General features: G+C 62.8%; 19 protein-coding genes and 1 pseudogene. 11 read left to right on the forward strand and 9 right to left on the reverse strand.

Annotation, left to right across the window (positions count from 1 at the left end; genetic code table 11):
- Positions 1 to 151 precede the first annotated feature (151 nt).
- Positions 152 to 1,399: an MFS transporter gene (locus FEF27_RS02660; RefSeq protein ID WP_243728980.1), complete on the forward strand. Its 1,248-nt coding sequence runs from the start codon at positions 152 to 154 to the stop codon at positions 1,397 to 1,399.
- Here FEF27_RS02660 and FEF27_RS02665 read toward each other — a convergent pair.
- A complete protein-coding gene (locus FEF27_RS02665) occupies positions 1,396 to 2,418 on the reverse strand; it encodes a LacI family DNA-binding transcriptional regulator (protein ID WP_138169270.1) in 1,023 nt (340 codons plus the stop codon). The two genes, FEF27_RS02660 and FEF27_RS02665, sit on opposite strands and share 4 nt — an antisense overlap.
- Positions 2,419 to 2,433: 15 nt before the next feature.
- Positions 2,434 to 4,122 carry a glycoside hydrolase family 13 protein gene (locus tag FEF27_RS02670; protein ID WP_138169271.1) on the reverse strand — a complete coding sequence of 563 codons (1,689 nt, stop codon included), beginning with the start codon at positions 4,120 to 4,122 and terminating at the stop codon, positions 2,434 to 2,436.
- A gap of 200 nt (positions 4,123 to 4,322) precedes the next feature.
- On the opposite strand from FEF27_RS02670, the gene FEF27_RS02675 reads away from it, so the two are divergent.
- The 5 genes from FEF27_RS02675 (at position 4,323) to gdhA (ending at position 11,576) form a co-directional block, all read left to right on the forward strand.
- A complete protein-coding gene (locus tag FEF27_RS02675) occupies positions 4,323 to 5,588 on the forward strand; it encodes a sugar ABC transporter substrate-binding protein (protein WP_138169272.1) in 1,266 nt (421 codons plus the stop codon).
- Positions 5,589 to 5,591: 3 nt separating this feature from the next.
- Positions 5,592 to 7,235 carry an ABC transporter permease subunit gene (locus FEF27_RS02680; RefSeq protein WP_138169273.1) on the forward strand — a complete coding sequence of 548 codons (1,644 nt, stop codon included), beginning with the start codon at positions 5,592 to 5,594 and terminating at the stop codon, positions 7,233 to 7,235.
- Between the two features lies 1 nt (position 7,236).
- Positions 7,237 to 8,208 (forward strand): sugar ABC transporter permease, encoded by a 972-nt coding sequence (locus FEF27_RS02685; RefSeq protein WP_138169274.1) that lies wholly within the window; start codon positions 7,237 to 7,239, stop codon positions 8,206 to 8,208.
- The gene (locus tag FEF27_RS02690; RefSeq protein ID WP_138169275.1) at positions 8,205 to 10,118 is read left to right on the forward strand and encodes a glycoside hydrolase family 13 protein; all 1,914 of its coding nucleotides are present in this window, start codon (positions 8,205 to 8,207) and stop codon (positions 10,116 to 10,118) included. Before FEF27_RS02685 ends, FEF27_RS02690 begins: the two co-directional genes overlap by 4 nt.
- A 99-nt stretch (positions 10,119 to 10,217) precedes the next feature.
- Positions 10,218 to 11,576, forward strand: coding sequence for an NADP-specific glutamate dehydrogenase (gene gdhA / locus FEF27_RS02695; RefSeq protein ID WP_424991662.1), 1,359 nt, complete (start codon positions 10,218 to 10,220; stop codon positions 11,574 to 11,576).
- Positions 11,577 to 11,589: 13 nt separating this feature from the next.
- Here gdhA and FEF27_RS02700 read toward each other — a convergent pair whose 3' ends face one another.
- Both FEF27_RS02700 and exaC read right to left on the reverse strand, forming a co-directional pair.
- A complete protein-coding gene (locus tag FEF27_RS02700) occupies positions 11,590 to 11,988 on the reverse strand; it encodes a DUF779 domain-containing protein (RefSeq protein WP_138169277.1) in 399 nt (132 codons plus the stop codon).
- A 39-nt stretch (positions 11,989 to 12,027) separates the two neighbouring features.
- On the reverse strand, positions 12,028 to 13,551 hold the full coding sequence (gene exaC / locus FEF27_RS02705; protein WP_138169278.1) for an acetaldehyde dehydrogenase ExaC: 1,524 nt from the start codon (positions 13,549 to 13,551) through the stop codon (positions 12,028 to 12,030).
- A gap of 157 nt (positions 13,552 to 13,708) precedes the next feature.
- On the opposite strand from exaC, the gene FEF27_RS02710 reads away from it, so the two are divergent.
- On the forward strand, positions 13,709 to 14,899 hold the full coding sequence (locus FEF27_RS02710) for a helix-turn-helix domain-containing protein (protein ID WP_138169279.1): 1,191 nt from the start codon (positions 13,709 to 13,711) through the stop codon (positions 14,897 to 14,899).
- 69 nt (positions 14,900 to 14,968) lie between these two features.
- Complete coding sequence (gene adhP, locus FEF27_RS02715; protein ID WP_138169280.1) at positions 14,969 to 15,997, forward strand: alcohol dehydrogenase AdhP; 1,029 nt, start codon at positions 14,969 to 14,971, stop codon at positions 15,995 to 15,997.
- A 10-nt stretch (positions 15,998 to 16,007) separates the two neighbouring features.
- On the opposite strand, the gene FEF27_RS02720 is transcribed toward adhP, so the two are convergent.
- Positions 16,008 to 17,078 carry a helix-turn-helix domain-containing protein gene (locus FEF27_RS02720; RefSeq protein WP_138169281.1) on the reverse strand — a complete coding sequence of 357 codons (1,071 nt, stop codon included), beginning with the start codon at positions 17,076 to 17,078 and terminating at the stop codon, positions 16,008 to 16,010.
- Between the two features lie 123 nt (positions 17,079 to 17,201).
- Between FEF27_RS02720 and FEF27_RS02725 the strand changes: the two genes are divergently transcribed.
- Positions 17,202 to 18,992: a flavin-containing monooxygenase gene (locus FEF27_RS02725; RefSeq protein ID WP_138169282.1), complete on the forward strand. Its 1,791-nt coding sequence runs from the start codon at positions 17,202 to 17,204 to the stop codon at positions 18,990 to 18,992.
- Positions 18,993 to 19,361: 369 nt separating this feature from the next.
- Here the strand turns inward: FEF27_RS02725 and FEF27_RS13270 are convergent, their stop codons facing one another.
- Positions 19,362 to 19,532, reverse strand: a complete 171-nt coding sequence (locus FEF27_RS13270; RefSeq protein WP_166429887.1) for a hypothetical protein — start codon at positions 19,530 to 19,532, stop codon at positions 19,362 to 19,364.
- A gap of 292 nt (positions 19,533 to 19,824) precedes the next feature.
- On the opposite strand from FEF27_RS13270, the pseudogene FEF27_RS02730 reads away from it, so the two are divergent.
- Positions 19,825 to 20,196 (forward strand): annotated as a pseudogene (locus tag FEF27_RS02730) (transposase); the annotation flags it as partial.
- A gap of 590 nt (positions 20,197 to 20,786) precedes the next feature.
- On the opposite strand, the gene FEF27_RS02735 reads toward FEF27_RS02730, so the two are convergent.
- Both FEF27_RS02735 and FEF27_RS02740 read right to left on the reverse strand, forming a co-directional pair.
- Complete coding sequence (locus FEF27_RS02735; protein ID WP_138169342.1) at positions 20,787 to 21,734, reverse strand: heme o synthase; 948 nt, start codon at positions 21,732 to 21,734, stop codon at positions 20,787 to 20,789.
- Positions 21,735 to 21,805: 71 nt separating this feature from the next.
- The gene (locus FEF27_RS02740; RefSeq protein ID WP_138169284.1) at positions 21,806 to 23,866 is read right to left on the reverse strand and encodes a DNA gyrase/topoisomerase IV subunit B; all 2,061 of its coding nucleotides are present in this window, start codon (positions 23,864 to 23,866) and stop codon (positions 21,806 to 21,808) included.
- A gap of 202 nt (positions 23,867 to 24,068) precedes the next feature.
- On the opposite strand from FEF27_RS02740, the gene FEF27_RS02745 reads away from it, so the two are divergent.
- Positions 24,069 to 24,275: a DUF7455 domain-containing protein gene (locus FEF27_RS02745; RefSeq protein WP_138169285.1), complete on the forward strand. Its 207-nt coding sequence runs from the start codon at positions 24,069 to 24,071 to the stop codon at positions 24,273 to 24,275.
- Positions 24,276 to 24,422: 147 nt separating this feature from the next.
- Here FEF27_RS02745 and FEF27_RS02750 read toward each other — a convergent pair whose 3' ends face one another.
- A complete protein-coding gene (locus FEF27_RS02750) occupies positions 24,423 to 25,748 on the reverse strand; it encodes an RNA polymerase sigma factor (RefSeq protein WP_138169286.1) in 1,326 nt (441 codons plus the stop codon).
- Positions 25,749 to 25,782: the final 34 nt, after the last annotated feature.

The following is a 25,782-nucleotide window of genomic DNA, read 5'->3' on the forward strand; positions in this document are numbered from 1 at the left end:
CCTTCAGCCGTGTCTCGGAGCCAGGGTCGGCTTCCTCTCCTGACAGCCTAACCGCAGGCTGAAGCCCGCTCTTGAAAATTCATTCCCAGCTGACAGGCGGCTCTGAGGCCGCCAGCTGCGCCCAGCCCGGTGAGGAGTATTGTGGATTGCCGTGAAGCGCTCCTCCATGACCCCCACCTTTCCCTTCCGCGAGGTGGTGCTGGGCGCTCTGATCCCGGCGTTCATCTTCAGCACGGGCATCGGTGCTCTGCTGCCAATCCTGGCACCCTACAGCGTGGAGCGCGGCGCCACCCTCGCCACCGCTGGGGTGGTCGCCGCCATGCTGCCGGTGGGACAGATCCTGGCTGATCTGCCGGCGGGTCAACTCGCGGCGAAGATCGGAGACCGCCGGGCCATGCTCGCCGCTGGGTCCGTGGCCGCACTGGGGTTCCTCAGCGCGGCACTGGCACCATCGGTGATCACCCTGGCCATCGCGGTGCTGTTGGTCGGGGCGTGCAACGCCGTCTTCCACCTGGCTCGGCACTCCTATCTCACCGCCGTGACCCCGGTGGGTAACCGGGCGACGGTCCTGTCGACTCTCGGGGGCGTGCACCGCATCGGGCAGTTTGTCGGCCCGTTTCTGGGTGCAGGCGTCATTCACTTCTCTGCGATGGGTGCAGTATTTTATCTTGCCGCAGCCACTGCTCTGGCCGCCACCGTGACTGTCTGGCTGGCTCGCACGCCTCGGCCTGAACAACCTCAGGGCGCCGTGAGCTCGGCCACCCAGGAGATCACGAAGCCCAGATTCTGGAAAGTCTTGGGCGACCACCGCGCCATGCTCGCGACCTTGGGCTCGGTGGGCATGCTAGTGGGCGCCATACGCGGCGCCCGTCAGCAGGTGATCCCGCTGTGGGGTGAGTACATTGGCCTCGACCCCACCACCATCTCGTTGCTGTTCGGCCTGGCTGGGGGCATTGACATGCTGCTGTTCTACCCGGCCGGCAGAGTGATGGACCGGTGGGGACGGCTGTGGGTCGGGGTGCCGGCTATGACCATGTTGGGCATCTCCATGGCGCTGTTTCCGCTGACCTCGACCGGCGCGGGACTGGCTGGTGTTGCGATGCTGCTGGGATTTGCCAATGGCTGGGGCTCAGGCATCATGATGACCATCTCGTCCGACGTCTCGCCCGCTGAGGCCCGGCCGCAATTCTTGGGGGCTTGGCGGCTGTTGACGGACATTGGTCTCGGTGCCGGCCCGCTGATTCTGGCTGCGGGCGCTGCGGCTGGCTCGCTGGCCGCCGGCGTGTGGGCCGCGGCAGCCGTAGGCCCGTTGGCGGCAGCTGGCATGCAGCGCTGGCTGCCGCGCTATTCGCATCATGCCAATCGGACTACACGCCGCCGGGCAGGTGTGGCGGACTAGTCTGAACTCGGTACGGAATGCGTTGGCGCCGCCGTGCTGCCGCGCACCAGCAGCGTATAGGGGAGATCGATGGTGAACTCCTCATCGCTTTCCACGCGTCTGAGCATATGCTCGGCCGCGGTGCGCCCCTGACTGGCTGGCTGCTGGTCCACCGTAGTGAGCTGAAACAGTCCGCCCAATTCGTGACCGTCGATACCGACCACAGACATCTGCTGCGGCACGGCGATCCCCAGATCCCTGGCGGCCAACAGCGCACCGATGGCCATCTCGTCGGATGCGGCCACCAACGCTGTCATCTGGTTGGCCGGTGAGCCGTAGAGCTGTTTGGCCGCGGCGTATCCTCCTGCAATGGTGAAGTCTGCTTCCTGCACCAAGGACTCATCAGGGGTGATGCCGTGCTGCCGTAGTCCCCACAGGAACCCCTCACGTCGTCTGCTGGGCACGTGGTAGTCGACGTCGAACGCCGCTTCGCCGCCAATGTAGCCGATATGACGGTGGCCCAGGGCCACAAGGTGCTCAGTGGCCAACTGGGTCACCGCGCGATCGTCAATGGCCATGCTCGGCAAATCCGGGAGTGAGCCTCCAAGCACAATCACGGGCAGGCCCAGGTCCTTGAGCTGCTGGGTCTCCCATGCGTCGAGCTCCAAGGCGATCACGATGACTCCATCGACCCGCCGTCGACGGAGAAACGCACGAAAGATCTCCCGACGGAGCTGAACATCGCCAGTGACGTTGTAGAGGGTCAGGTCGTATCCTGAACGAGTCAGCGTGTCTGAGATGCCGGTGAGCACGGTATTGAAGAACCAGCGGTGAAGGTCGGGGATCATCACCCCAATGCTTCTGCTGCGCCCAGACGCCAGGGTGGAGGCAGCAGAAGAGACCACGTAGCCAAGCTGCTCCGCTGCGTCGCTGACTCGCTGGCGGGTCGCCGGGGAGACGTGGCCCCGCCCACTGAGCGCTCGTGAGGCGGTCGCCGGCGAGACGCCTGCCGCTTGGGCGACTTCATCCAGACTGACCACAGCGGCGCCGTCCCTTCAGCTCTTACCCGGAAGCTCTAACCATACCGTGGTGTCTGCTGGCACATGATCGCCGCTGAGAGGCCGGCTGGAGATCAGTGTGCGCGCCTCACTTGGCAAGAGGACTGCGGCTGCACTGACGTTGGCCAGCACCAGCACGCGGCCGTTGCGGAACGCCACCACACCGTCCGGGTAGCCCGGCTCCCAATCCAGTGTGCCGCCTCCCAGACTGTACTGCGCCCGAAGCCGCAACAGCTTCCGGTACAGCTGCAAGGGGGAGGTCTCATCCTGGCGCTGGAGGTCGCGGGCAGCTTCTCGCCAGCGTTCTGGCTGGGGCAGCCAGCTGCGGCCGGTGGCACTGAAGCCAAAGGCGGGCTGGTCAGCTTCCCACGGCAGCGGGACCCGGCAGCCATCGCGGCCATATTTCTGTCCCTGGGTGCGGAACCACGTGGGGTCCTGACGCGCCTGCGCAGGCAGATCGTGGACCTCGTCGAGCCCGAGCTCCTCGCCCTGGTACAAGTACGCCGAGCCGGGCAGCGCCAGCATCAGTGCGGTGGCTGCCTGCGCCCGGGGCAGGGCCGCCTCGCGGGAGGGGACACCCGGGAAGTCCGGACCGATGCCGCTGCCCTGCGGATTATCCTCCTGCAGCGACAATCGCGTGGCGTGACGCACCACGTCATGATTGGACAGCACCCACGTCCCCGGTGCGCCGACCTCTGCAAATGCCGCAATCGACCGAGTAATGATCGAACGCAGCTCTGCGGCGTCCCACGGGGCCAGAAGGTACTCGAAGTTGAACGTTTGGTGCATCTCGTCGGGTCGGACCCACAGCGCCATCTTCTCCACCGAAGAGACCCATGCCTCACCGCAGAGCGCCCGGTCGCCGTCATACTCCTCGAGCACAGTTCGCCAGTCCCGATACACGTCGTGGACCGCTGGCTGCTCGAAATACGGAGCGGGTTCCGCTTCCCCGCCCATGGAAGCCGTCGCCTCGTCCGGCGAATAGTTTGGCAAGTCCTGGTCCTTGACGAGTCCGTGGGCGACGTCGACCCGGAAGCCGTCCACTCCCCTGTCGAGCCAGAAACGCAAAATTCTGCGAAATTCTGCCTTGACCTCCTCATTCGACCAGTCAAAGTCGGGCTGGCTGGAGTCGAACAGGTGCAGGTACCACTGCCCGGGGGATCCGTCAGCTTCGCGCACGCGGGTCCACGCCGCCCCGCCAAAGATCGACTGCCAATTGTTCGGCGGGTGCTCCCCCTGTTCACCGGTACCGTCGCGGAAAATGTAGCGATTCCGGGCGGGGCTTCCCGGTACCGAGTTGAGCGCTTCCTGGAACCACGGATGCTGATCAGAGGAGTGGTTCGGCACCAAGTCCACAATGATCCGAATGCCGTGGGCATGCGCCTGGGCCAGCAGGGTGTCGAAATCTGCCAAGGTGCCGAAAATCGGGTCCACGTCGCAGTAGTCGGCGACGTCGTATCCGGCGTCTTTCTGAGGCGAGGTCATGAAGGGGCTCAGCCAGATGGCATCGATGCCGAGCTCCCGCAGCTCGGGAAGCCGCGCAGTAGCCCCCGCCAAGTCCCCGACGCCGTTGCCGCTGGCATCAGTAAATGACCGGGGGTAGATCTGATAGATCACTGCACTGCGCCACCACTCATGGCCTGGTCCAGATTCGGCGGTGTGATGCTCGTCATACGGTGAGGTCATCTTTACACCATATATGGAAGCGATTCCATACACCACCTATCGTCCCTCAGTGCACTCTCATCCTTCATGCGCTTGGGTTTTCCCGCCTAACGTTTCATGCCAATGAGAGTTGCATAGATCACATTCAGTGTTCATACTGGAAGCGCTTGCACGCGCCGAGTACGGCCGAGGCGTCACCACCCACTCACGAGAGGCACATCATGAAGACACCCGCCCCAGACATTTTCCGGTTCTCTGCAGTACTCAGCGTGGCTGCACTGGCGCTCACTGGCTGTGGCGGCGCAGATGACGCTGCCAGCGCGGATGAGGAAGCAGGCGACGACGGCGCTGCGGCCCCGGAAGCCTCTGGGGAGCTGAGCGTGTGGGTCGACTCCGACCGTGCCGATGTGCTGGCCGAGGCCGCCGCAGACTTTGAAGCCGACACTGGCATCACCGTCAACCTGGTGCAGCAGGACTTCGCTGAGGTGCGCGACCAATTCGTCTCTCAAGTCCCCACCGGGGAGGGCCCCGACATCGCCGTCGGCGCTCACGACTGGCTCGGAGTACTGGTGACCAACGGGGTCGTCGCCCCGGTGGAGCTCGGTGATGCAGCTGAAGACTTTGAAGACGTCGCGATTGAAGCCTGGACCTACGACGGGCAGGTCTACGGAGTCCCCTACTCCATTGAGAACATCGCCCTGCTGCGCAACGCTGACCTGGTGAACGAGGCACCCGGCTCCTTCGACGAGATGATCGAACTCGGTGAAACCTCCGGAGCCACCTACCCCTTCCTGGTCGGGCTCGATGCCCAGACGGCGGACCCCTACCACCTCTACCCATTCCAGATGTCCTTTGGTGCACCGGTGTTCGGACAGAACAGCGACGGCAGCTACAACGCCGAGGAGCTGACGATCGGCAACGAGGGCGGCATCGAATTTGCCGAGTGGCTCGCTGACCAGGGCGAGGCAGGGACCCTGAGCACCAACATCGACGGAGACCTGGCACGGGAAAACTTCATCGACGGGGAGTCCCCCTTCCTGCTCACCGGACCGTGGAACGTTCCTGCGGCCGAGGAAGCGGGCATCAATCTTGCGGTCGATCCCATCCCAGCCGCTGGAGAGGAAGATGCTCAGCCCTTTGCTGGGGTCCAGGGATTCTTCCTCTCAGCCCAGAGTGAGAACACGCTGGCCGCCACCACCTTCTTGGTCGACTACGTCGGTTCCCCCGAGATCCAACAGTCGCTCTACGAGGTCGGCGGCCGTGCCCCGGCCCTGACGGAGGCCTTCGACGCCGCGATGGCTGACGATGAGATCGTGGCCGGCTTCGGCGCAGTCGGAGCCGAGGCGGTGCCGATGCCGGCAATCCCAGAAATGGGTGCCGTGTGGGACTACTGGGGCGCCAGCCAGGCAGCCATCATCAATGGTGAGGGTGACCCAGCGCAGCTGTGGGAGCAGATGGCTGAGGACATCGCCGAGGCCACGGAGTAGTCCATGGCTGACGGGTCCACCACCAGCAGGCCAGTGCGGGAGACGTCACGGAGGCGGGCCCGTCGGCAGAAGCAGGCCTCAACCCTCATTGAAGCGACCTCCTCCGGGTGGAAGCTGATGCTGTTCAAGATCGTTGTGCTCAGCCTGCTCTGCGCCACTGCCGTCTACGCGGCGCTTGTGCTGTTCATGATTGAGCGGTGGCTGGTGGGCTCGCTGGTCATCATCGGAGCCGCCGCGCTGACTTGGATCTACCTCAAGCGCGGCGTGCTTCCAGCCAAGTACCTCGCGCCGGGGCTGGTCTTTCTGCTCATCTTTCAGATCTTCGTGGTGCTCTATTCCGGTTACGTAGCTTTCACCAACTACGGCACCGGTCACAACTCCACCAAAGATCACGCCATCCAAGCCATCATGCTCCAGTCCCAGGACCGGGTCCCGGACTCCCCCACCTATCAGGTGTCGGTGCTGGAGGAGGCAGGAGAGCTTCTGACCACCGACCAGCTGTATCTGGCGGTGGTCTCCGCCGATGACGAGATCCTGATCGGCAGTGCGGAGCAGCCGCTGGAGCCGACGGACCAGGCCACCGTGGAGGACGGGCGCGTGGTCGCCGCGGAGGGTTTCGAGGTCCTGGAGTTCCATCAGCTGCTCGAGCGCCAGACTGAGATCACCGACCTCTCCGTAGCGATCAGCGAGGATCCCAACGACGGATACCTGCGAACCCAGGACGGTCAGCGGGCCTACGTCTACACGTCGAGGTATATCTACGACGAAGCTGCCGACACCATGACCAGTTCGGAGACCGGTACGGTCTACCGTGACACGGGTGAAGGAGCATTCATCGCCGAAGACGGTGACCAGCTACTGCCGGGGTGGCGGATCAATGTCGGCATGGACAACTTCGTTCGCGCCGTGACGGAGGAGTCCATCCGCGGCCCCCTGATCTACGTGACATTGTGGACCTTTGCCTTCGCCTTCCTGTCGGTGGCCACCACCTTTGCGCTGGGCCTGTTCCTGGCCATGGTGTTCAACGACAAGCGAATGACCTCCCGGAAGTACTACCGCCTGGTGATGATCCTGCCCTACGCCTTCCCCGGCTTCCTCTCCGCCCTGGTCTGGGCGGGCATGATGAATCAGGAGTTCGGCTTTCTGAACAATGTCCTCTTCGGCGGAGCCGCCATTCCCTGGCTGACAGACCCCTGGCTGGCCAAGATCAGCATCCTCATCGTCAACCTGTGGCTGGGATTTCCGTATATGTTCCTGGTCTGCACCGGCGCGCTGCAGTCCATTCCGGAGGAGCTCAGCGAAGCTGCTCAGGTGGATGGGGCGAAACCGTTCCAGGCCTTCCGCAGCATCAAACTTCCCCTACTCCTGACCGCGCTGGCTCCGCTGCTGATCAGCTCCTTCGCCTTCAACTTCAACAACTTCAATCTGGTCTACATGCTTACCGGTGGCGGTCCCCGGGATGTCTCGGCCGGAGTCAGTGTGGGCTCCACCGACATCCTGATCTCCATGGTCTACAAGGTGGCCTTCGTCGGCGCTCAAGCAGACTACGGGCTCGCCAGCGCCTTCTCGATCCTGATCTTCATCATTGTCGGCACCATTTCGGTGGTGGCATTCCGCAGAACCAAAGCCCTGGAGGAGCTGAACTGATATGGCCGTGACAGCTCCTGGATCCACGCTCCCCGCCGCCGCGCCTGCTCAGCCCAGCGGCCCCGAGAGCCGGCGCTGGTATCGGAAGCGCACCTCCGAAAGTGCGCCGCTGACGCGGCGTCCGTTCAGGAAGTGGTGGCGCGAGACGGGGTGGCGGCACTTAGTCGGGGCAGCTGTCGTGGTCTTCTCCGTCTTCCCCCTGGTGTACGTGCTCTCCGCGTCGTTGAACCCGGGTGGGACACTGATCTCTGCGAACTCACTGTTCAGCAACGTCAGCCTGGGCAGCTATGTGGAACTGTTCAACCGGCCGCAACAGCCCTATGCGGCGTGGTTCCTCAATACGCTGGTCATTGGGCTCTCGGCGTCGGCAGGATCGGTGCTGCTGGGAGCACTGGCCGCCTACGCGTTCTCCCGGATGCGTTTCACCGGGCGGCGGATGGGACTGATCACGCTGGTGCTGGTGCAGATGTTCCCGCAGCTGCTGGCGATGGTGGCGATCTTTCTGTTGATGATGGGCATCAGCGAGGTCTTCCCCGGGCTCGGGCTCAACAGCCAAATCGGTCTGATCATGGTTTATCTCGGCGGGGCACTGGGGGTCAACACGTACCTGATGTACGGATTCTTCAACACCGTCCCCACCTCTATTGACGAGGCCGCACACATTGACGGTGCCGGCCACGCGAGGATCTTCTTCACCATCATTCTCCCCCTGGTATCACCGATCCTGGCGGTCGTGGCCCTGCTCTCCCTGGTGGCCACACTCAGCGAGTTCGTCATCGCCTCGGTGCTGCTGCGCGACCCGGAGCGGCAGACCCTTGCGGTGGGCCTCTTTCAGTTCATCTCCCAGGAGACCTCGCAGAACTGGTCAGTCTTTGCTGCCGGTGCGGTGCTCGCCGCCGTGATCCCGGTGGCTCTGTTCCTGCTGCTGCAGCGCTACATCGTCTCCGGGCTCACCGCCGGGAGCGTGAAGTGACCCGCCCGCCGCAGCCGCACCATGACGGCTCCGCACTCTATGTCTCCACGCAGGAGCCAGCGCTGGGAGAAACGGTGACCCTCCGCCTGCGGGTCCCGGACAGCTACCCTGCGCTGGACAGCGTGCTGGTGCGCTCCAATCCTGACCACGAGCCGCACTGGGACTCCGCCCACGACCTTGGAAGCGTAGACGGCTGGCAGTGGTGGGAGGCTCAGATCACGGTGGCCAACCCCCGGCACGGCTACCGCTGGATGCTGGTCCGCTCCGCCACGGTCAGCGCCCCAGAGGTGGAATGGGTCAATCAGGCTGGGGTGCACACCGGCGAAGTGCTCGACGCCGCGGATTTCAGTCTCGTGACCCGCCCCGGCCCGCCGGACTGGCTGACCCATTCGGTCATGTACCAGATCTTCCCGGACCGCTTCGCCACCTCAGCACGTGGACCCACCCGCTCCGACCCGGCCTGGGCCGAGCCAGCAGACTGGCAGGATCCTGTCGATCCGGTGATGCCCTCCCGCGTCCGCCAGTTCTACGGAGGTGAGCTCGACGGGATCACCGAGAAGCTGGGGTACCTGGAGAACTTGGGGGTGGGGATCATCTACCTCACGCCCTTCTTCCCTGCAGCGTCGAATCACCGCTACGACGCCGCCAGCTTCACCACCGTGGATCCACACCTGGGCGGGGATGAGGCCTTGATCCGCCTCATCGACGCCGCCCACCACCGGGGCATCAAGGTCATCGGAGACCTGACGCTGAACCACTCTGGGAACGGTCACGAGTGGTTTCAGCGCGCCCGCCGCGATCCTTCGGCTCCGGAGCGCAGCTTCTACTACTTCTCTGATGAGACCGCCGATGCTCAGTATGAATCCTGGTTGGGCACGGCGTCACTGCCCAAATTCAACTGGGCGTCCCCGCAACTGCGTGAGGCGTTCATCGACGGCCCCGGCTCCGTGGTGGCGAAATGGCTGCAACCGCCGTTCAACCTCGACGGGTGGCGCATCGACGTGGCAAATATGACCGGGCGGCTGCGCGAGGTGGATCTCAACCAGGAGGTCAGAACGCTTCTGCGGCGCACCATGGAGCAGGTCAAGCCCGATTCAGCGCTGCTGGCCGAATCCACCAATGACGCCACCAGTGATCTGACAGGAGACGCCTGGCACGGCGCAATGACCTACCCGTCCTTCACCCGACCGCTCTGGCAATGGCTCTCCGCACCCCAGCCGACCCCGTACCGTACGGCAGAAAACACCGAGGAGACTGTGCCGTGGTTCTTCGGCCAGCCAGCCGGCGGAATCCCAGCGGGCACGGCCGCAGACTTCGCCTCCGCTGTCGACACGTTCAACGCTCCCATCCCCTGGCGGGTCCGGCTGGCGAATATGAACCCGCTGGACACCCACGACACCGCCCGCTTTGCGCAGCACGCCGCCCCAGGCACAGCGCCGACTGCCGTGGCCCTGCAAATGACGCTGCCTGGGCTGCCGACGGTCTTCGCCGGTGACGAGTTCGGCCTTCGTGGGGCAGACGGTGAACTCAGCCGCACTCCCCTGCCGTGGACCCAGCTGAACGCACCCGATCTATGCCACCGGATGGAGCTCTACCGCGAGCTGATCAGTCTGCGGAAACAGCACCGCGCGCTGCGCGACGGCGGGATGCGCTGGCTGCACACCGATGACCACAGCGTGGCATTCCTCCGGGAGTCCAGCGCGGAATCACTGGTGGTCTTTGCGGCAGCCCCCTCCGCCGGTGAACTCCACTGCGTGGACCTGGCCGAGGAGCTGCCCGGGGCGCAGACGGCCACGCGACTCTGGGGAACCGCCGAACTGATCACCTCCGCCACGGGTGTGCAGCTGCGCGCCCAGGGACCGAGCTGTGCAATCTGGCACTTACCAGGTGTAGTGCTGCCCCAGCGGTAAGGCACCCTCCCGGTCGCTTCTGGCGTCACATCTGATCGGCCTCCGAGCGCAGCGGATAGCATGGCCCTTTGTTTATGGAAACGTCCAGAGAGGGCACCAGTGAGTCCCAGCCGCCAGCGGATCGAAGCAGTTTTTAAGCAGGTCACCAGCCGCAACCCGGGGGAACACGAGTTCCATCAAGCTGTCAGAGAGGTCTTCGACTCGCTGCCCCAGCTGCTGACTCGGCACCCCGAGTATGTGGAGGCCTCGATCCTGGAGCGGCTGTGCGAACCTGAGCGCCAAATCATCTTCCGGGTGCCGTGGACCGAAGACGACGGCACGGTAAGGATCAACCGCGGATTCCGGGTCCAGTACAACTCGGCGCTGGGCCCCTACAAGGGCGGGCTGCGCTTCCACCCCGATGTGCTGCTTGGCACGGTGAAGTTCCTCGGGTTCGAGCAGGTGTTCAAGAACGCGCTGACCGGCCTGCCCATCGGCGGCGGCAAAGGCGGCAGCGACTTCGACCCCAAGGGCCGCAGCGACGCCGAGATCATGCGGTTCTGTCAGTCGTTCATGACTGAGGCCTACCGGCACTTGGGTGACAAACTGGATGTCCCGGCCGGAGACATCGGCGTCGGACGCCGTGAAATCGGATACCTCTTCGGCCAGTACAAGCGCATCGCCAACCGGTATGAGGCGGGTGTAATCACCGGCAAGGGGGTCACCTGGGGCGGGTCGCTGCTGCGCACCGAGGCCACCGGCTACGGCACCGTCTTCTTCACCGAGCACATGCTCCGGGCCACTGGGCGCGGATTCGAGGACAGAACGGTGCTGGTCTCCGGGTCCGGCAATGTGGCGATCTACGCCATTGAGAAGGTCCACGAACTGGGCGGCACAGTAGTGGCAGCATCGGACTCCTCCGGCAGCATCTATGACGCTGAGGGCATCGATCTGCCCCTGCTGCAGGAGATCAAGCAGGAACGGCGCGGCCGCATCAGTGAGTACGCCGACCGGCGTGCCAGCGCCGAGTACCTGGAGGGTAGGAACGTCTGGTCCGTGGCCGAGAGGCTGCCGGTGGACGTCGCGCTGCCGTGCGCCACACAGAACGAGCTCGATAAGGACGACGCCGCCATCCTGATCGCGGGTGGGGTGCGTGCAGTAGCTGAGGGCGCGAACATGCCCACCACACCGAGTGCGATCGATGCGCTGCAGGAGGCTGGCGTCCTGTTCGGACCAGGCAAGGCGGCTAATGCCGGCGGGGTGGCGACCTCTGCGCTGGAGATGCAGCAGAACGCTAGTCGTGATACCTGGACAGGTGAATACACCGAGCAGCGACTGTTCGAGATCATGGAGAATATCCATAGCCGATGCGCCGAGACCGCTGACGAGTACGGAGCTCCGGGTGACTACGTGACGGGTGCCAATATCGCCGGCTTCATCCAGGTGGCAGACGCTATGCTCGCCCAGGGAGTCATCTGACCCCGGGCGGTCATCACATCAGTGAACCGTGCGTCACAGGTGCGAGGCTGTCCGTCTCCTCCTCGGTGAAGAGGCGGGAGCGCACGATGAACCTGTTCCCCGTCGGGACCTCGATGCTGAATCCTGAGCCGCGACCCTTGGTGACATCGATGGTGATGTGGGTGTGGGACCAGTACTCGAACTGCGGTTTGGAGATCCACACCGGCACAGGTTCCGGAGTGCCGGGCTCAAGCTCCCCCAGCAGGACGTCCTGAGGCCCAGTCATGAATGTGCCCTGGGTGTAGCACATGGGTGCTGAGCCGTCGCAGCATCCTCCGGATTGGTGGAACATCAGCGGCTGGCCGTGCTCGTCACGAAGCTGACGGAGCAGAGCGGCAGCATCATCTGTCACTGCAACACGCTCAGCACCCATGGCGGGCTCCCTTCTCTCAGGTGGGTCACTACGGGAGGTTTAGAAGAATCCGAGTTTGTCCTCGGAATAGCTCACCAGCAGGTTCTTGGTCTGCTGATAGTGATCGAGCATCATCAGGTGGTTCTCCCTTCCGATGCCTGACTGCTTATACCCGCCGAATGCTGCGTGGGCCGGGTACTGGTGATAACAGTTGGTCCAGACCCGCCCGGCCTGGATATCCCGTCCTGCCCGGTAAGCGATGTTCTGCTCCCTGGACCACACTCCGGCTCCGAGGCCGTACAGCGTGTCATTGGCGAGCGAGATGGCGTCGTCGTAGTCGGAGAAGTCCGTGACAGAGACCACGGGCCCGAAGATCTCCTCCTGGAAGATCCGCATGGAGTTCTCACCTCGGAAGATCGTCGGCTCCACGTAGTACCCTTCGGCGAGGTCGCCGTCGAGCTTCGCCTGATGCCCGCCAATGAGGACCTCTGCGCCCTCCTTCTGACCGATATCAAGATAGGAGAGGATCTTCTCCAGCTGGTCATTCGACGCCTGCGCGCCCACCTGAGTGTCAGTGTCCAGCGGATTGCCCTGGACCACCGCTCGGGTGCGCTCCACCGCGGCATCGAGGAAGTCATCAATGATGGTGGACTGGATGAGCGCCCGGGAGGGGCAGGTGCACACCTCGCCCTGATTGAGGGCGAACATCGTGAAGCCTTCCAGAGCCTTGTCATAGAAGGCGTCGTCGCGAGCTGCCACGTCCTCGAAGAAGATGTTGGGAGACTTACCGCCGAGCTCCAGTGTGACCGGAATGAGGTTCTGACTGGCGTACTGCATGATCAGCCGTCCGGTCGTGGTCTCTCCTGTGAACGCGATCTTTCGGACGCGCGGGCTGGAGGCCAGCGGCGCCCCCGCCTCTGTTCCGAATCCGTTGACGACGTTGACCACCCCAGCCGGAAGGAGGTCTCCGACAATCTCCATCAGCACCAGGATCGAAGCCGGCGTCTGCTCAGCAGGTTTCAGGATCACAGCGTTTCCGGCGGCCAGGGCCGGTGCGAGCTTCCAGACTGCCATCAGGATCGGGAAGTTCCACGGAATGATCTGGCCCACAACCCCCAGCGGCTCATGGAAGTGATAGGCCACAGTGGTGGCGTCAATCTCGCTGTTGCCGCCCTCCTGCGCTCGAATCGCACCCGCGAAATAGCGGAAGTGATCGACCGCCAGCGGCAGGTCGGCTGCCAGAGGCTCCCGAATCGCCTTTCCGTTGTCCCATGTTTCCACCACAGCGAGCATCTCAAGGTTCTCTTCGATACGGTCAGCAATCTTGTTGAGGATCACCGCTCGCTCGGCCACCGAGGTCTTGCCCCATGCGGGCGCGGCCTTATGGGCGGCATCGAGAGCCGCCTCGATATCCTCGGCTGTGGACCGGGCAACCTCCGTGAATGCCTTGCCCGTGACGGGCGACGGGTTCTCGAAGTACTGGCCCTTAACCGGCGCAACCCACTCGCCGCCGATGTAGTTCTCGTAGCGGGACTTGAAGGTGACAACGCTGCCTTCGGTTCCCGGCTGTGCATAGACGGTCATGAAAACTCCTCTGCAAAATGTGATTGGCGTCACGTACAGGATAACCGTATCCTCCGCGAGGTTGCAGCACCGTTGCATAGCCGAAAGAGTGCGTGGTGGCCTATAGTGAGGGCAACTGTGACCCCAGGCACACTCCTAGTCGTCGAAGGGAGTGGATATGAGAGCTGTCCCTGACCAGCCGCATACTTGGAGTGCGCTCAACCCCGAGTTGCGGGCTTCCTGGCACCGTTCGGCCCAGTTTCTACAGGATCCGGGAACTGCCTTGGCACCGGTCGAGCTGGGGGACGCCGACCTCGACGCCTACCGCAGTGAGCATCCGCTTCGCCTGGTCTTTCCCATCTTTGACCGTCTGCTGAGACAGCCGGCAGCCGATGCCGGACTCATTATCGGGATCGGTGATGCCTCGGGCCGGCTGCTGTGGGTCGACGGCGACCGCTCCACTCTGCGTCGGGCAGAATCCTCCGCGTTCCAGCCCGGTGCGCTGTGGTCCGAGGAGGCGATCGGAACCTCGGCCCCGGGGATGGCGCTGGCCACCAATCGCGGCGTACAAGTGCATCAGGAGGAGCACTTTGCCTATACGGTCCACCAGTTCTCCTGCTCCGCGGCACCTATTCACAACCCGCACAACGGCGAACTGCTGGGCGTGGTGGATCTCACCGGAGATGAACGTGCAGTAGCCACTCATGCGCTCCCGCTGATCTATGCCGCCGTCTCAGCGGCAGAGGCCGAACTGAAAGTGCTGCCGCTGGATACTACACGGCCCCAACTGGTGACCCTGGGCACGCGGCATCCGCAGCTGAGGAATGCGACCGCCTCCGGGGCCCTGAGCCTGCGCCACGCGGAGATACTGACTCTGCTGGCCTGGCAGCAGCACCGGCGCGGTGAGGGTTTGACCGCCGCGGAGCTTTCAGAGATGCTCTACGGTGCCACCGGCCATGAGGTGACACTCCGGGTCGAGATGTCGCGCCTGCGCCGGATGCTTGCCGACATCCCGACGGCTCGCCAGATCGAACTGCACTCAAAGCCGTACCGGCTTTCCCGAGAGGTGGATCTTGACGCACTGCGGGTGGTGCAGACGCTGACCGCAGGAGATCGCAGCTCCGCCCTGGATGCCTACGGCGGGGCGCTTCTTCCTGAGTCAGAGGCCCCTGGAATCCGGGATCTTCGGCATCAGCTGAGCACCCTGCTGCGAGAAACGATACTCTCTGACGGTTCAGGTGATGAGATCTGGCGATACCTGCAGCTCGCAGAGTCGGCCTCCGATGAGGAGGTCATCTATACGGCCCTGGACGTCCTGCCGGCAGAGTCGCCCCGCCGGGCCGCTCTGGTTGCCCGGATGCAACGGTGATGTTACGCCGCAGTGACTAGCATCACAGGTGCACAGATTCTCCCCACCCCTACGAACTGAGGAGCAGCTATGAGCACCATGACAGCAGCCGTCGTCGAGGACTTCGGCCAGGAGTTGAACGTCACCGCGGATGTCCCACTTCCGGAGCCCGGCCCGCAGCAGGCCTTGGTGAAGCTTATCGCCTCTGGGGTATGCCACACCGACCTGCATGCCAGGGACGGGGACTGGCCGGTGAAGCCCTCACCACCGTTCATTCCAGGGCACGAAGGAGTCGGCATTGTCGAGAAGCTCGGTGAGGATGTCACAAACCTCCACGTGGGACAAACAGTCGGCAATGCATGGCTGTGGACCGCTTGCGGTTCCTGTGAGTACTGCCGCACCGGCTGGGAGACGCTCTGCGAAGATCAGCTCAACGGCGGGTACTCCACCGACGGGTCCTTCGGGCAGTACATGTTGGTTGATGCTCGTTATGCGGCAGCGATTCCAGATGGCGCAGATCCCCACGAGATCGCCCCGCTGCTCTGCGCCGGGGTTACCGTCTACAAGGCGCTGAAGATGACTGGCGTTCGCCCCGGACAGTGGGTGGCCATCTCCGGCATCGGCGGGCTGGGCCACATTGCCGTTCAGTATGCAGTAGCCATGGGGATGCGCGTGGTCGCTGTGGATATCGCCGATGACAAACTTGCACTTGCCAAGAAGCACGGTGCCGAGGTCGCCCTGAACGCGAAAGGCACGGACCCCGCCCACGAGATTCAGGAGCAGGTCGGCGGCACGCACGGCGTACTGGTCACAGCGGTCCACCCCAGTGCCTTCGGCCAGGCGATCAACATGACCCGCCGCGGGGGAACTATCGTCTTCAACGGACTGCCTCCGGGCGAGTTCCCGGCGCCGATCTTCGACATTGTGCTCAAGGGTCTGACCATCCGCGGTTCAATTGTCGGAACACGTCAGGACATGGTCGAGGCACTGGACTTCTACGCCCGCGGCCTGATCCACCCCACATACTCCAAGCGCCCCTTGGGGGACGTCAACGCGGTGCTGGACGAAATGCATCACGGCAAGATCGACGGGCGGGTAGTCATCGACTACGGCGCATAACCCCCAAGCCTCAGGCCGTCGGCTTCCACGCCATCTCCGTCTGCGCCCATTGTGCGCGCTGAGTGGCACTGCCGTAGTCGGCGAGCAGCTGATTCGCTTGGCTGTCCAGCAGGGCCCGCCATCGGATCAGCTGCTCGCCAGCTGAGGCGGGCAGCAGCGGTTGGGTATAGCAGTCCAGAAGTGCCTCCATGTCCTGCCGGGCCAACGCGTCCTCCACATCATGGACATCGGAGACCGCGCAGAAAGCCTCGGCGAACCGATACGGCTCCGAGCTGATAACCGGTCCCAGTCGTTTGCGCAGACGGTGCAGCTCCGCCCTGACAGTGCCGGGCCTTCCTTCGTCACCGTAGAGCTCATGGGCAAGCTCAGCTGAGGTGAACCCACGCGTCCGGGAGCAGAGCAGCGCCAGGATCTCCGCCGAACGCAGCGAAAGTTTCTGCCACGCTCGGCCTCCTATGCGCACGGAAGGCCGGGCGCCCAGCAGCCGCAGGCGAACTGTGTCTGAGCTCTGCTGGTCAGGCAGGACAACTCGAAGCATCTCTTGGGTCAGTTGTGCAGTCATCCGCACCATGGACACCACATCCTGATCAAGCTGGTCCCGCGGACCTGAAACATCAAGAACACCAAGCAGCGCACCAGTGCCCGGGCTATAGATTGGCGCAGCCATACAGGTCCAGCTGGCATGCGAATAGGCGAAATGCCCTTCGCCTGAAACATATGCCGCTTCGCTGAGCCGAAGTGCTTCGGAGATGGCATTTGTCCCCACACTGGCCTCTGACCACTGCGCACCCTCTTCAAACCCGATGCGGCCAGCGGCATCCAGAGCGATTGCAGTGCCGGATCGAGTGATCACATTGCCTATGGCGTCGGTGAGAATCAGCACATGATCACGGCTCGTCGCCAACCTGAGAGCGTTGCTCACCGGGGCGGCAACAGAGCTCAGCGGGTTGCGGCGTCGTCGTTCTTCGGTCTCAGATGCGGAGCTGAAACGCAGGGGGGCGGTCAGCTCCCTGCTCACACCCGCTCTGCGGCACCGATCCCAGGCCGTCGGGTTCTCCCCCACCTGAGCTGCAACGGACATGCGACCCTCCTGCCCATAGTGTATCCCTACAAGTGGTGCACATCACACCTTACGTGCTGTGCGGCACTAAGAACAGTGCAGGTGAACAGGGAAAATCGATCTCTGACTGGAAGGAACAACACTATGAAGACAGCGGACAGCATCGCCCAAGACTGGTTGGACAATTTCAGCGTCGCGCTGGAGAACGACGACGCCGAGGCAGCGGCGAAGTGTTTCGAACCAAATGGGTTCTGGCGGGACTTCGTTGCCTTCACCTGGAATCTGTACACTGCAGAAGGGACTGCGGAGATCCAGGACCTGGCCGTCGCAACTGCCCAACGCACTGGGGCGGGAAGCTGGCAGTTGCTTGAACCGGCAGAAGAGGATGACGACGGCACGGTCACCGCCTGGTTGGGGTTCGACACTGAGACGGTACGGGGCATGGGCCTGGTACGGGTCCGTGACGGTCGGGCTTGGACCCTCCTGACCCTGGCTGAAGAACTCACCGGTTATGAGGAGCCCGTCGGCCCACGGCGGCCGCTCGGTGTGCAGCACCGCATACACCGGGGGCGCAAGACCTGGCTGGAACAGCGGTCCCAGCAGCATGCGTCCATGGGTCACAGTCAACAGCCCTATGCCTTGGTGGTCGGCGGCGGCCAGGGCGGCATCGGGCTCGCAGCCCGGTTGCACAATGTAGGCGTTCCTACCCTGGTAGTCGACCGTTACGAGGCTCCCGGCGATGCCTGGCGGAACCGTTACAAGTCTCTGCATCTGCACGATCCGGTGTGGTACGACCACCTTCCCTATCTGAACTTTCCCGACAATTGGCCGGTGTTCCCGTCCAAGGACAAAGTTGCCGACTGGTTGAAGCACTATGTGGACCTCATGGAGCTCAACTATTGGTCCAAAACCACCTGCACTGACGCACAGTGGGATGACCAGGCCGGACATTGGCGAGTGCACGTCGACCGTGCTGGGGAGCATGTGACCCTGACCCCCACCCACCTGATTTTTGCCCTCGGCGTCTCCGGATACCCACGAACTCCAGAGTTTCCCGGGCAGGACGAGTTCCGGGGTGAACAGCACCATTCCTCGGCCCACCGCGGAGGCGTGCAGTACCGAAACAAGCGCGCCGTGGTGGTCGGCTCCAACAACTCCGCCCACGACATCTGCGCCTCACTCTGGGAGCAGGGCGCGGAGGTCACCATGGTGCAGCGCTCGTCCACCCATATCGTAAGAAGCGACTCGCTGATGGATGTGGTTTTGGGTCCGCTGTACTCGGAGGATGCTGTGGCCCAGGGCGTCGACGCGCACCGGGCGGACCGGCTCTTCGCCTCCTGGCCGTACCGGCTTCTTCCAGATGTGCAGCGCGAGGCGTTCGACGCTATCCGCGAGCGGGACTCCGATTTCTACCGAGAGCTGGAGAAGGCTGGGTTTGAGCTGGACTTTGGAGAGGACGGCTCAGGACTCTTCGTAAAGTATCTGCGCCGAGGTTCGGGATACTACATCGATGTGGGAGCGTCTCAGCTGGTCATTGACGGTGAGATCAACTTGGCTGCAGGACAGGTGGATCGTCTGACCAAGAATGCTGTTGTCCTGGAGGATGGCACCGAACTTCCTGCCGACCTCGTGGTGTACGCCACCGGCTACGGGTCCATGAACGAGTGGCTGCGCGATATCATCTCTGCTGAGGTCGCCGAAGAGGTGGGCAAGTGCTGGGGTTATGGCTCAGACACCACACGGGACCCCGGCCCCTGGGAGGGCGAGCTGCGGAATATGTGGAAACCGACTAATGTGCAGAATCTCTGGTTCCACGGTGGGAACCTGCATCAGTCACGACACTATTCGAAGTACCTTGCCATTCAGCTCAAGGCCAGGTATGAAGGTCTGGACACTCCGGTCTACGGCCTGCAACCCTCCTACCACCGGTACTGATGTCTACCAATACTACTCATCGAACCGCTCGCGGTGGGCCACCATGCCTTTGTGAAATCACGGGCACGTTCCGGAGACCTCGCGGTGGCCGGTGGTGCTCAAAACCAGGGGGCTCACCGTCTTCGCTCTTCAAGGGCTCAACTTCCTTATAGCATCACGTCCCTGCAGCAACCTGAAGGGCTTTCCTGCACCACTGAGCAGGCCCGGAAGCGCAAACAGAGCTACCCAATTAGTGCCTACATTTCACAGCTCGTCGCCGCCCTCATGCGGATCCACGGCAGCTGCCAACCGATCTAAGGAAAAATGGCACGAGTCAAGTCGGAGTGACTCTCGATTTGACGGACGACCCCAGTGACTTGGGGTCTGTCCTTAGCTTGATCTGTGGGCTGCCCTCCGGCTCCCATCATCGCCGGTGGGAGGTTGGCCTGCATCCATCTTCGCGAAGATCTCATTCAACGCTGCAGAGAGCTTCAGCTGATCCGCGATCTCTTCCTGCCGAGCAGCACGTTCATCACGTTCTGGATTCTCTGTAATGGTCATGGTTTCCCAGTGTGTGACAGGCAGACCACCGCGATCAACGGTCTGCCGATNTTCCCAGTGTGTGACAGGCAGACCACCGCGATCAACGGTCTGCCGATACGAACGAGACTCCAACAGCAAGGACATAATCGCCCTGTAGTCAGCCATACGTGGCCACCCTCCTTTATAGGAAAACCGGCGCTGACCGGCGCCGCCACTCCTAAGCAGTCCACAACCGCAACCAGATACCCAGAATCGCGCAACCAGGTACGCGGACTAGCGCTACCCACTCACGCTATCCGCCAACGATGCCGAGCAGGTCGCTGCCGCCTGGGTAGTGAAAGAACATCTACGCCGCGTCGTGGCCGCCACAGACATCCCGCCAGCCCAGAACGCAAGGATCGACTTCGAAATGGCCGTGGCTGCAGCCGATATGGTAGAGACCGATAAGCTCGCGGCCACCGTCGCGAAGTGGTGGACCGAAATCAAAGTCTTCGTCCGCGCCCCGGTTACCAATGCGAGGACAGAAGCGGCGAATACGGGGATCAAACAGATCAAGCACACTGGCCGAGGATTCCGGAACCAACGCAGCTATCAGTCGCGTATCCTCGGCACCAGAATGAGGCAGACACGCCGACGCCGCAGGATCCACCACCACCACCAAGGATTCCACGCTCAACGGTGAATAGCCACTTACCATTGCAACTCGTGAAATTCAGACCGTTGCAACAACCACTAGATTCCACCCACGAAGAGATGAGATTCGGCGTCCACGAAGTCACGAGATCACACACAACCCACCGGACCCGAAGTGCCAACCACTCCTATCCTCCAAGCGCGACTGCGAAGACCTGGAGCTGACCCGCGGAGAGCTCATGGGGAAACTTCGCCCAGGACCGAAATGGCCAGCTGTTCAGAGTGTCTTCTGCGGAGCTGAAGGCCTCCGCGTCGTTGCGCCGCCAAGAGACCTGCACCAGAGCCAGCTACTCCAGAAAAGTCATATCACGGGCCATCGAGGGAGGTCGATCAGCGAGGCCCCTGAGGCCCGGAACATTGGTGCAACCTCGTAGGGTGCCTGTAACTTGATCAGACAGCCCCCGGTGCTGGGCAGCTGGCGTCTGGCGAGAGACTACAGCAGCGCCGACTTCCCAGTGCCGTTGGCCCCGGTCAGTGCGATAAGCGCAGGTGCCCTGACTCTACACGTGGTCTCAGGCAACAGGACAGGGCCGTTTGCCGAGACACCGCGCTCGCGGCACGCAACGGCGAAGTCTGACATCAGCCCATCAGCGGACTACCCACGAATGGGTCGATCCAGAGTCCAATAAAGAGCATCGTGAGGTAAAGGATGGATAAGTGGAAAAGCTTCATAGCACGCTTGTCCGTCAGCGATTCGTTCTGCGCCCGCCGGTAGAGCACGTGAGATTCATAGATGAACCACGCCCCCGCCACGAGGGCGAACGCCGTGTAGGTGACGCCGGCCCAGCCCAGCGGGATGAGCAGCAGCGAACACGCCACAGTGGCCCAGGAGTAGAGCACCACTTGCACCGAGACTGTCTTTGCCGAAGCGATGGCGCCCAGCATCGGCACCTCCGCGGTCTGGTAATCCGTGCGGTACTTCATCGAGAGCGGCCAGTAGTGAGGCGGGGTCCACAGGAAGATGATGAAGAACAGCACTACAGCAGGCCATTCGACAGCCTCGCGGACAGCCGCCCAGGCAATGAGCACTGGGAAGCACCCCGCTAAGCCCCCCCAAATAATGTTCTGCTCCGTCCGGCGCTTCAACACCATGGTGTAGATCACCACGTAGAAGAACATGGCCAGTGCCCCGAGACCCGCGGCCAGCGGGTTCGCTCCGACCCACAGCACCGTCAGCGCAGCCACCCCGAGGACTGAGGCGAAAACCACTGCCTCTCGCGGAGTGAGCTCCCCGGTGACCAGTGGTCGTTTCTTGGTCCGGTTCATCAGCCGGTCCATGTCCCGGTCGAGATAGCAGTTGAACGCTCCTGCGGACCCGGCGGCGAACGCGCCGCCGACCATTGTCGCCAATGCCAGCCAGAAGTTCGGCAACCCACCCTGGGCGAAGAACATCGTGGGCAGCGTGGTGACCAAGAGCAGCTCAATGACGCGGGGCTTGGTGAGCGACAGATACGCCGCAGCCTTGCGTTTGAAACCGAGTCGCTTCCCTGGCGTCGCGGCCGTCGCAGCAGCTGGGTCGCCAGGCATACGAGTGCTCAAATCGGTCACTGGGACAGTCTACCTTGTTCTACCACGCGTAGAAATTGAGGCCGGCGGAGTTACGCATCAATCTTCTCGCGGTCCAACGCTGCGGCACCGTCAATGATGAACTCCTTGCGGGGGGCCACCACTGAGCCCATGAGGAGATCAAACACCCGCTCGGCTGCCTCGGCATCCTCCACGCGGATCCGGCGCAAGGATCGGTGGACAGGGTCCATGGTCGTCTCGGACAATTGGTCGGCATCCATCTCCCCGAGTCCCTTGTACCGCTGGATAGGCTCCTTATAGCGCCGGTCGGACCTCTCCAGATCCGACAGCAGTGTCACAAGCTCACTCTCAGAGTAGGTGTAGCGGACCTCGTTGGGCTGTCTGCCAGAATTGATGATCTCTACGCGGTGCAGCGGAGGCACTGCCGCAAAGACTCGCCCTGCCTCAATCATTGGTCGCATGTACCGGAAGAACAGCGTCAGCAGCAGAGTGCGGATGTGGGCTCCGTCGACGTCGGCGTCGGTCATCAGCACCACCTTGCCGTAACGTGCCAGTTCCAGGTCAAAGGTGCGGCCTGAGCCTGCTCCGATGACTTGCAGCAGAGCCGCGCACTCGGTATTGGAGAGCATATCGGCCACAGACGCCTTCTGAACATTGAGGATCTTGCCGCGGATAGGAAGCAGCGCCTGGAAGTCTGAGGTGCGTGCGAGCTTGGCGGTGCCAAGTGCGGAGTCGCCCTCCACAATGAACAGCTCACTGGAGCTGACGTCCTTGTTTCGGCACTCCACCAGTTTGGCTGGCATAGTCGAATTCTCCAGCGCGTTCTTCCGCCGCTGCGTCTCCTTGTGCTGGCGGGCCGCGATGCGGGACTTCATCTCGGCCACCACCTTCTCCAGCACTGCGGTGGCTTGGTGCTTGTCGGCCCGTTTGGATGAGGTCAGGCGCTGCTCCAGCGCCTCGGAGACCACCTTGTTGACAATCTGCTTCGCCGCCGGGGTGCCGAGGATCTCCTTGGTCTGGCCCTCAAACTGCGGCTCTGCGATGCGGACGGTCATCACGGCAGTCAGGCCTGCCAGAACGTCGTCTTTGTCGACTTTGTCATTGCCGGCCTTCAGACGCCGGGTGTTCGCCTCGATGACTTTCCGGAACACCTTGACCAGAGCCTGTTCAAATCCGGTGACATGTGTGCCGCCTTTGGGCGTGGCAATGATGTTGACGAATGATTTCAGCGTGGTGTCGTAACCGACGCCCCAACGCAACGCGATATCTACCTCGCAGTCACGTTCCACATCGGTCATCACCCCCTCCACGGAGATGCGTTCGGAAAATCTCCCGTGGCCCTGGATCCGCCAGATATCGGTCACCGGTGAGTCCGTGCTGAGGTGGTCGACGAACTCGCTGATGCCACCGTCGTAATGAAAAACCTCCTCCAGGTGCTCAGCACCGCGACGGTCATGGATGACAATTCGCAGACCCGGGACCAGGAAGGCGGTCTGTCTGGCCCGATCTACCAGCTCCTGCTCCAGGAACTGGGCTTCGGGAGTGAAAATCTCCCGGTCTGCCCAGTAGCGGACGGTGGTCCCAGTCTGGCCCCGCTTGGCCCGTCCGGTGACTTCCAGCGGTGAGCCCTCTTCGGCCGGGGTGAATGCGTCGGCCGGCTTATTGCCGGAGAATGTGCCCGGCTCCCCCCTCCGGAAGCTCATCGTGTGGATCTTCCCACCGCGGGTGACGTGGGCATCCAGCCGAGCGGACAGTGCATTGACCACCGAGGCCCCGACCCCGTGCAGACCTCCCACCGCGTTGTAGGAGCCGCCGCCGAATTTTCCGCCGGCGTGGAGTTTGGTGAAGACCACCTCCAATCCAGAGAGCCCGGTACGCGGCTCAATGTCGACTGGGATCCCTCGACCGTCATCGGTGACTTCGACAGAGTCGTCCGGGTGGAGAGTGATGCGGATATTGGAGGCGTGCCCGGCCAGCGCCTCATCGACGGCGTTGTCAATGATTTCCCACACGCAGTGCATCAAACCCCGTGAGTCGGTGGAGCCGATGTACATTCCGGGGCGTTTCCGCACTGCTTCCAGACCTTCCAGGACCGATAGGTGCCGGGCGCTGTACTCGTCGCGCTGAGCCAACAGATGCCTCCAGGGTTGGGTGAACAGAACTTGATACCAGGCTACGACGCCGCCTGCCCGTCCGCTCGCAGAAGCGCCGCCGGGGCCTGCGGGCATTCGCCGGTGGCGAAAGGCGCGCCTGTGGCACACAAAACGTGAATGTACTGCCTCCCGGCGTGGTTGTATAGGTAAGACCATCACGCAACGCTAGGAGGCGACGAGCATGACAGCTTCATCCAGCACCCTCGATGTCACCCCCACGCTGACTGCCCTTGACCGCTGCGATCGCTGCGGGGCTCAGGCCTATATTCGTGCTGTGCTCGCCTCCGGAGGGGCGCTCATCTTCTGCAATCACCATGGCCGTGATGTGGAGGCGAGCCTTCGTCCGCAGACTGTCGAGTGGATTGACGAGTCGGCCCGAATCAACTGACGCGCGGCGGCCTCGGTGTCCGCCCAGATGAAGAGATCCCCCGGAGGAAAACTCCGGGGGATCTCTTCATCTGTGTTCAGTTGTCTGTTTTCAGTTGTCCGGGCCTGCTAAGCCGGTGAGACGCGGGCCTCACCACGACCATGGGGATCAGTCCAGGTAATCTCTGAGCACCTGGCTGCGGCTTGGATGGCGCAGCTTCGACATGGTCTTGGACTCGATCTGCCTTATACGCTCACGAGTCACCCCATAGACTTTTCCGATTTCGTCTAAAGTCTTCGGCTGGCCGTCGGTGAGGCCGAAGCGCATGGCGACCACTCCTGCTTCCCGCTCGGCCAGGGTGTCCAGGACCGAGTGCAGCTGCTCCTGCAGCAAGGTGAAGCTCACCGCGTCCGAGGGCACCACTGCTTCGGAGTCTTCGATGAGGTCCCCGAACTCGGAGTCGCCGTCTTCGCCCAGCGGCGTGTGCAGGGAGATCGGTTCACGACCGTATTTCTGGACTTCCACCACCTTTTCAGGGGTCATGTCCAGCTCGGCTGCCAGCTCCTCAGGTGCGGGCTCGCGCCCGAGGTCTTGGAGCATCTGACGCTGCACCCGGGCCAACTTGTTGATGACTTCCACCATATGCACCGGGATACGGATCGTCCGAGCTTGGTCAGCCATCGCACGGGTGATGGCTTGTCGGATCCACCAGGTGGCGTAGGTGGAGAACTTGAAGCCTTTGGTGTAGTCGAACTTCTCCACCGCTCGGATCAGACCCAGGTTGCCTTCCTGGATGAGGTCCAGGAAAAGCATTCCGCGGCCGGTGTAGCGCTTTGCCAGGGAGACCACTAGCCGCAGGTTTGCCTCCAGCAGGTGGTTCTTGGCCTTGCGCCCATCGGCAACTACCAGCTCGTAGTCTCGTCTGAGCCGTTTGTCCTCAATGGCTTCGTTTTTCAACTTGTGCTCAGCGAAGAGGCCGGCTTCAATGCGCAGCGCCAGGTCAACTTCCTGTTCGGCGTTGAGCAGCGCGACCTTACCGATCTGCTTGAGGTAGTCCTTGACCGGGTCTGCTGTGGCACCAGCGGAGACGACTTGAACAGCCGGAGCGTCGTCGTCGTCGGCGTTCGAAATGACAAAGCCGCGGCCCGAACCGTCTTCCTCATTGGCACCGGACTTCGGCTCCATGATCTTCTCGGCGTCCTCACCGGACTCTTCAGCTTTAGCCACAGCTGACTCCAGAGCCTCGGTGGGCGAGTGCTCTTCCTCGGCGAGGATTTCATCGACGGGATCAGCGGCTTTCTTCCGTCCGCCAGTCTTCTTCGCTGGAGTGGACGTCGGTGCAGGGGTGTTCTTAGCGGAGGCTGAACCAGATGCGCCGCCGGCCTGTGAAGTCTTCTTGCTCGTGGTCTTGCGAGTCGACTTCTTGGCGGCGGGCTTCTCGGACTCCTCAGCGGCGGCAGTCTTTTTGGTGGACTTCGACGCAGTAGTGGGCACGATGACCTTCCGTCTCGTTTACTAAAGGTGCAGG

The organism is Nesterenkonia sphaerica (genome assembly GCF_005771565.1).
Taxonomy (GTDB): domain Bacteria; phylum Actinomycetota; class Actinomycetes; order Actinomycetales; family Micrococcaceae; genus Nesterenkonia; species Nesterenkonia sphaerica.

Coding starts and splice junctions, on each gene's coding strand:
- FEF27_RS13270 (WP_166429887.1), bottom strand. CDS start 19,532: ATGACCATTACAGAGAATCCAGAACGTGATGAACGTGCTGCTCGGCAG.
- adhP (WP_138169280.1), top strand. CDS start 14,969: ATGAGCACCATGACAGCAGCCGTCGTCGAGGACTTCGGCCAGGAGTTG.
- FEF27_RS02680 (WP_138169273.1), top strand. CDS start 5,592: ATGGCTGACGGGTCCACCACCAGCAGGCCAGTGCGGGAGACGTCACGG.
- FEF27_RS02675 (WP_138169272.1), top strand. CDS start 4,323: ATGAAGACACCCGCCCCAGACATTTTCCGGTTCTCTGCAGTACTCAGC.
- exaC (WP_138169278.1), bottom strand. CDS start 13,551: ATGACCGTCTATGCACAGCCGGGAACCGAAGGCAGCGTTGTCACCTTC.
- FEF27_RS02685 (WP_138169274.1), top strand. CDS start 7,237: ATGGCCGTGACAGCTCCTGGATCCACGCTCCCCGCCGCCGCGCCTGCT.
- FEF27_RS02735 (WP_138169342.1), bottom strand. CDS start 21,734: ATGCCTGGCGACCCAGCTGCTGCGACGGCCGCGACGCCAGGGAAGCGA.
- FEF27_RS02700 (WP_138169277.1), bottom strand. CDS start 11,988: ATGGGTGCTGAGCGTGTTGCAGTGACAGATGATGCTGCCGCTCTGCTC.
- FEF27_RS02710 (WP_138169279.1), top strand. CDS start 13,709: ATGAGAGCTGTCCCTGACCAGCCGCATACTTGGAGTGCGCTCAACCCC.
- FEF27_RS02745 (WP_138169285.1), top strand. CDS start 24,069: ATGACAGCTTCATCCAGCACCCTCGATGTCACCCCCACGCTGACTGCC.
- FEF27_RS02720 (WP_138169281.1), bottom strand. CDS start 17,078: ATGTCCGTTGCAGCTCAGGTGGGGGAGAACCCGACGGCCTGGGATCGG.
- FEF27_RS02725 (WP_138169282.1), top strand. CDS start 17,202: ATGAAGACAGCGGACAGCATCGCCCAAGACTGGTTGGACAATTTCAGC.
- FEF27_RS02670 (WP_138169271.1), bottom strand. CDS start 4,122: ATGACCTCACCGTATGACGAGCATCACACCGCCGAATCTGGACCAGGC.